Annotated in this window: 6 protein-coding genes; 4 read left to right on the plus strand and 2 right to left on the minus strand. The window is 34.7% G+C overall.

Translation table 11 applies throughout. The features are described from left to right. From EZV73_RS28025 to EZV73_RS28035, 3 genes are all read left to right on the plus strand, one after another. A partial coding sequence (locus EZV73_RS28025) for a hypothetical protein (protein WP_330637286.1) occupies nucleotides 1–312 on the plus strand: 312 nt, incomplete at its 5' end. A 60-nt stretch (nucleotides 313–372) separates the two neighbouring features. After that, nucleotides 373–1,149 carry an EAL domain-containing protein gene (locus EZV73_RS28030; protein WP_240843897.1) on the plus strand — a complete coding sequence of 259 codons (777 nt, stop codon included), beginning with the start codon at nucleotides 373–375 and terminating at the stop codon, nucleotides 1,147–1,149. Between the two features lie 11 nt (nucleotides 1,150–1,160). Next, a complete protein-coding gene (locus EZV73_RS28035; protein ID WP_240843898.1) occupies nucleotides 1,161–1,658 on the plus strand; it encodes a dihydrofolate reductase in 498 nt (165 codons plus the stop codon). Nucleotides 1,659–1,710: 52 nt separating this feature from the next. On the opposite strand, the gene EZV73_RS28040 is transcribed toward EZV73_RS28035, so the two are convergent. Together EZV73_RS28040 and EZV73_RS28045 are read right to left on the minus strand one after the other, a co-directional pair. Then, nucleotides 1,711–3,066 (minus strand): hypothetical protein, encoded by a 1,356-nt coding sequence (locus EZV73_RS28040; protein ID WP_240843899.1) that lies wholly within the window; start codon nucleotides 3,064–3,066, stop codon nucleotides 1,711–1,713. Nucleotides 3,067–3,117: 51 nt separating this feature from the next. Beyond that, on the minus strand, nucleotides 3,118–4,725 hold the full coding sequence (locus EZV73_RS28045; protein WP_240843900.1) for a CTP synthase: 1,608 nt from the start codon (nucleotides 4,723–4,725) through the stop codon (nucleotides 3,118–3,120). A 560-nt stretch (nucleotides 4,726–5,285) separates the two neighbouring features. Between EZV73_RS28045 and EZV73_RS28050 the strand changes: the two genes are divergently transcribed. After that, entirely contained in the window at nucleotides 5,286–6,095 is an 810-nt protein-coding gene (locus EZV73_RS28050; RefSeq protein ID WP_240843901.1) for an SDR family oxidoreductase, read from the plus strand. Nucleotides 6,096–6,202: the final 107 nt, after the last annotated feature.

Here is a 6,202-nt window from a genome sequence, read left to right on the forward strand (position 1 = left end):
GGAATCAATGTCGTTATTGTTGAACCAGGTGCTATGGATACAGGATTCTTCGAAGTAGCTGAGAAAAAAGTTAGAGAAATCAATCATCCTCAAGCTTATAAGAAGTCAGTTGATGCATTCTTAGGCTCTATGGAAAAAGCTTATAAGAACCCACCTTCTACAGCTAAAGTTGTAAAGACAATTGTAGATTCAGTAAACAAAAAGAATCCAAAGCCAAGATACAAAGTTGGTACAGACGCTAAAATGGGTGGTATGATGGCAAAATTACCTGACAAAATGGCAGATAAAGTTATCATCAGCATGTATTCTTAAAATTAATTACATCTAGCGATTGCTAGATGTAATTCTTATTCTATCTAAAGGTGAAACTATATGTTAATTAATAGAAATGGAAAAATACGTTACTATGATGAGGAAAAACTTATATATAAAATTCTTTATCAGCCTCAAGTTGACTCTTACAATCAACAAGTTATTGGATATGAAGCACTACTTCGTGTTTATAATGACGATCAACCTATTAGAACTGATATCTTTATACAAGCATGTGAAGCGTCAGGATATATTATTAAGCTTGGCAAATGGATTATAAATAAAGCATTAAAAGATTTTCATCACTTAAACGAACTAACAGATCAACCACCTATACTATCAATTAACATTTCACCCATTCAGCTAATAGAAAACGGTTTTCGAGATTATGTTTACCATCTTCTAAGAAAATACAATATAAATCCTCAACACATAGAGTTTGAAATAACGGAAACTAATTCTTTGAATTTTCCTCAAGAACATCTTAATGACAAAGTCAGAAAACTCAGCAATCTAGGTATCAATATCGGTTTAGATGATTTTGGAACAGGTTATTCAAAGTTCAGTCACTTTATGAATTATCCAGTTAACACAATCAAATTAGATAAAACATTTATTCCACTCATAAAACATCCAGAAACAAAACTAAAATTGAGTCAATTTATTCATATGCTAGATGTATGCCATATTAGAGTTATAGCAGAAGGCGTTGAAACTTCATCTCAATTAAGATCATTACAAGAAATTGGCGTGAAAAATATACAAGGCTATTATTATAGTCACCCCCAATCACTTGAACAACTTATATCAAAGCATAATAAAATGCTTATATCTTGAAAGGAAAATATATGATTCGACTTGTAATAATGACAGACAAAAATAATATCATCGGCCATTCTAATCTGGACGATTATTTCGAAAGAGCTTCAAATTGGTCCAAGGACAGAATTGCAGAAATCGACAGAATCTTTGCAGGAGACTCTATGGTAGTTGGTCACACCACACTACCTCTATGCTTAGATTCTGTGAAAAACTATAAAGAGTTTTATGTATTGTCTCAAAAGACTGATCTCTATTCTAAAACAAACAAAAATGTCACTTTTATTAACGACTACTCACAGTTAGTAAGCGACTATAAAGATTCAGAAGAACTTCTTGTTATAGGGGGAGGTAAATCAACTTGGGAACTTTTCTTGCCACACGCTAAAGAACTGATTGTATGCATAGACGATAAGGATTCTTCAGGAGACATTGTATTTGGTGACTGGCAGTCACTTAACAAGGTCCTAGTAGAAGAAAAGATATGGTCAGGCGGTACAACACAACACTATCAAGTTAGGAAATAAACCAAAAGAGGCCAACTTTTACGTTGTCCTCTTTACTGGTATAAAAATCTATTTAATCATTTGTAATCATTTTGTTGGCTTGGTAAGTATCCATGATTATGGCTGCAGCCATAATCAACAGGAACAATACAATAAAGTTGTATCTTGGTTGTCCCTCATAAACGAAATACACCAGAGATATATAAGATAAGTTTAAAAATACAATGGTTGTTAGGTCATTGAGTTTTTTCTTCATAGAAAAAATAGCAACAATGATGGCTTTAAAGTTTAGTACGATAAACATAAGACCAAATCCAGTTGAGATATAGAGTAATATATCTGAAAGTGACGCCATAAAGTTAAACTGTCTGGCAATCTTAGTCTGATCTTCTGGATGTTCCTTTATAAGTTCAGCTCGGTACTGATTCATAGCCCATGTTTCCATGTCCCATGCACCTTTAAAGTAAGTTGAATGTACTCTAATTACACCTAATTTAAAGAACTCTCCAGGATTTTCTCTAATCCACTTTTGAGCTTCAGGCTTAAAGTCCAGTTCTATGTTAGAGGCAATTTTAACATTGTCACTAACAGTTTCTAAGCCATTGTCTAAATGCTCATCTATCTTAGCTTGAAGTTCTGTTGTTTTATAGATATCATCAAAACTTTGCCACCCGCCATGAACATTATTTTGATTGTTGTTGATATATAGGTTAAAACCAGAGTTATATGAAATTGGAATAATACGTCCAAACTTCCTGTAATTTCTGAGCGTCCATGGCGAAATAATCAAAACCATGAAGGCTGTTACTAATGCAAGTAACTTAAGTGTTTCCCTGTAATCTTTATTCTTAAGCCACTCTACCATGGCAAGCAGTAGTGGATAAGCCATAAAGAACGGTTTTACAAGAGACATGATACCAACTGCCAAACCGAGTATAGGATACTTAAACTTCCAATCAAATTTAGTCACTTGAATGGCAATAACAGCTGCTAGTACAAAAGCCGACATCACTTCTGTCCCAATGGTGTTGCAATAAACAATATGCTGCGGCATAAAGATGACACCTAAGGTAGCACCTAATATGATACCTTTTCTTTTCGTCAATTGATGTAAGATGTAGTAAACCAAATAAATGGTTGCCATTGACATGACTACATTTAACCACTTGGCACAAATTTCTACATTTGTACTCCATATCTTAAACCAGATACCTAAGATGGTTGAGTAGCCCATGCCTTGCCAAGCAATTGGATGGCCCTGGAAAGTAAAACCGAGACCTTGATATACATTATCCGCAACATGATAATAAGTTGAGAAGTCATACAACTGCTCAGTAGGAATGTTCTGGATTACGTAAACTCTTAAGTACAAACCAATTAGACTGAGTATAAGTATTACGATGTGTTCTATCTTTAGAAATTTCTTCATTTTAATCACCCTATTTTATTATAAAAGCCAGAGCGAACTCTGGCTAGTCTTTTATCTATTTTCTTTTGAAGCTTTAACAAAATCTCTAAATAAAGGATGAGATCTAGTTGGTCTAGACTTAAACTCTGGATGGAATTGTCCTGCTACATACCAAGGGTGTTTAGACGTTTCTAATTCTACAATTTCAACCAGTCTTTCATCTGGAGAAATACCAGAAATGATTAAACCACTTTCTTCTATCATATCTCTGTAGTGGTTGTTAAACTCATATCTATGTCTGTGTCTCTCATAAATAAGTTCTTCACCATAAGCTTCATAAGCTTTTGTACCCTTCTTAACCTTACAAGGGTAAACACCTAATCTCATGGTACCGCCCATATCCTCGATATCATGCTGGTCTAACATCAAGTCAATTACAGGATTTGTTGTCGATGGCTCTAACTCACTCGAGTGTGCATCATCAAGCTTTAGTACTTTTCTGGCAAATTCAATAACAGCAATCTGCATACCTAAACAGATACCGAAGAAAGGCACCTTGTTTTCTCTAGCATAAGTAGCAGCAGCAACTTTACCTTCAACGCCTCTATCACCAAAACCACCTGGTACCAAGATACCATCCATATCTTTTAAGACATCTTTAGCATTCTCATGGTTGACTTCTTCTGCATGAATCCAGTGAATATCTACTTTCACGTTATTTGATAAACCTGCATGCTTTAGAGCTTCTGCAACCGATAAGTATGCATCATGCAGTTCAACGTATTTACCTACAAGACCAATCTTTACAGTCTCTTTAAGGTTCTTTTCAATCTCAACAACTTTCTTCCATTCATCCATCTTAGGCGCTTTACACTCGATGTTTAAAATCTTACATACCTTAGAAGCAAGACCTTCTTCCTCTAACATAAGTGGTACTTCATAAAGTGTTTCTGCATCCATATTGGTAATAACATTTTGTGGCTCAATGTTACAGAATAAGCTGATCTTGTCTTTGATGTCCTGAGAAATCTCTGTCTTTGTTCTACAGATAATGATGTCAGGTTGAATACCAATTTCACGAAGTTCTTTAACAGAGTGTTGGGTTGGCTTTGTCTTAAGCTCACCTGCCTTATCTAGGTAAGGAAGTAAAGTTAAGTGTACATAACATACATTTTCTTTACCCACATCATGTTTGATCTGTCTAATAGACTCCATGAATGGTTGTGATTCGATGTCACCTACCGTACCACCAATTTCTGTGATAACAACATCTGGATTTTCTTCGTTGGCTACTCTGAATGCGCGTTCTTTGATTTCATTTGTGATATGAGGAATAACTTGGATTGTAGCACCTAGATAGTCACCACGTCTCTCTTTTGTGATAACGCTCCAGTAAATCTTACCAGTCGTCACATTGCTGTTCTTGTTTAAGTTGATATCAATAAATCTTTCATAGTGACCTAAGTCTAGATCTGTTTCAGCACCATCTTCTGTTACAAAAACCTCTCCATGCTGGTAAGGACTCATTGTACCTGGATCCTTGTTGATATATGGATCAAATTTCTGAATCGATACTTTTAAACCTCTTGCCTTTAACAGCTGACCCAGTGACGCTGCAGTGATACCTTTACCTAATGATGAAACAACTCCACCCGTTACAAAAACATACTTTGTTGCCATTTTAACTCCTTTCACAATATCTTATAAGAACACACCTTTTATATTCAATTAACCTAAAAAAGAGGTGACCATCCCCTAAAACGGGATGATCTACCTCTCATAGATTCAGCTTAGATAGACACCCCCTTCGGGGTTTCCATTATATACTCAAAAAATAATACTCACCTAGTATATACCATGATGAGCATTGGTGCAAGCATTTTTTTATGAAATTTTTTTTTACCATGTGCTTTGGTATAGTACATCTTAAATGATTCTGTCCTTTAGTCCTTGAAAAAAACGCTTTCATGAAAAAACTATGAATAAAGATTTAACTACATCTCCAAAAATGTATTAAGTACAAATCAACTTGGATGACAAATTTCTACTTGTTAATCTAAAAGTGATCTTACCATTATTTAAATGCAAAGGGTTCTTTATTCAATAGATTATTCATCACCATAATAAATACTTTTACAAGTAATTTGGCAAAAACCATCTGTAATTGAACAATAGTTAATATTCTTCTGGCGTCCTATACTTAATGTAAGAAATCACGAAAGAGAAAAAGAGGAGGAACAATGTTAAGTTATATGGGTAGAGTTATCGTCATCACAGGTGGCGCAACTGGTATAGGATACGCATTCGCAAAGGCAATGGGACTTGAAGGCGGTAAAATCGTTATTGCTTCAAGAAGAGTTGAAAAAGTTAATGAAGCTGTAGAAAATCTAAAAGCACTAGGTATTGAAGCAAGCGGAACAACATGCGATGTAAGTAAACGCAGTGAAGTTGAAAACTTAAAATCATTCGCCAATCAAAAATATGGTAAGGTGGATGTTTTAATGAACAATGCAGGTATCACTCAAGAGCAAAAGCCAATCTTACAAACAGATGTAAAGACTTACAAAAAACTATTTGAAATCAATTATTACGGTGTTATCAACTGTATTCAAGTTTTTTCTGAAGATCTACAAACAGCACCATCTGCAATCTACAATGTTGGATCTGAGAACAGTTTATTCAATGGTGTACCTCAAGCATCAGGCTATATTTCAACGAAACATGCATTACTTGCTTTAACAGAATCTCTAAGAGAAGAAATGTCTGAAACAACAAATATTTCTTTCATCATACCAGGCTTGGTTCAATCTGAACTAGCAGATGGCTTCCTAAAAGGTATGGATGTAGACAAGTTTGTTTCTACTATTATGAAGCAATTAAAAGAAAATCAGTTTTTCTGCGTGGCACATGCACACAATATTGTGAGAGTGAATAAGAGATACGAAGCATTAAATGCTGCTTATAACACTTTCGCACCTAGATATGAAAATGATGATGAGTTTGATGTAAGAACACAAATTAATAAATTATTGCAAAAGGAGGCAATTTAAAATGGCTAAAAAAGTAATTATTGTAACGGGGGCAAGTTCAGGTTTTGGTAAGGACACTGTTAAGAAGTTCTTAAGTGAAGGTAACATCGTTTACGCAGGTGCTAGAC

The organism is Acidaminobacter sp. JC074, assembly GCF_022496765.1.
Classification (GTDB): domain Bacteria; phylum Bacillota; class Clostridia; order Peptostreptococcales; family Acidaminobacteraceae; genus JABXKX01.

Bases quoted from the DNA above. Each gene is read 5' to 3' on its own strand.
- EZV73_RS28035 (WP_240843898.1), top strand. From the start codon at position 1,161: ATGATTCGACTTGTAATAATGACAGACAAAAATAATATCATCGGCCAT.
- EZV73_RS28050 (WP_240843901.1), top strand. From the start codon at position 5,286: ATGTTAAGTTATATGGGTAGAGTTATCGTCATCACAGGTGGCGCAACT.
- EZV73_RS28040 (WP_240843899.1), bottom strand. From the start codon at position 3,066: ATGAAGAAATTTCTAAAGATAGAACACATCGTAATACTTATACTCAGT.
- EZV73_RS28030 (WP_240843897.1), top strand. From the start codon at position 373: ATGTTAATTAATAGAAATGGAAAAATACGTTACTATGATGAGGAAAAA.
- EZV73_RS28045 (WP_240843900.1), bottom strand. From the start codon at position 4,725: ATGGCAACAAAGTATGTTTTTGTAACGGGTGGAGTTGTTTCATCATTA.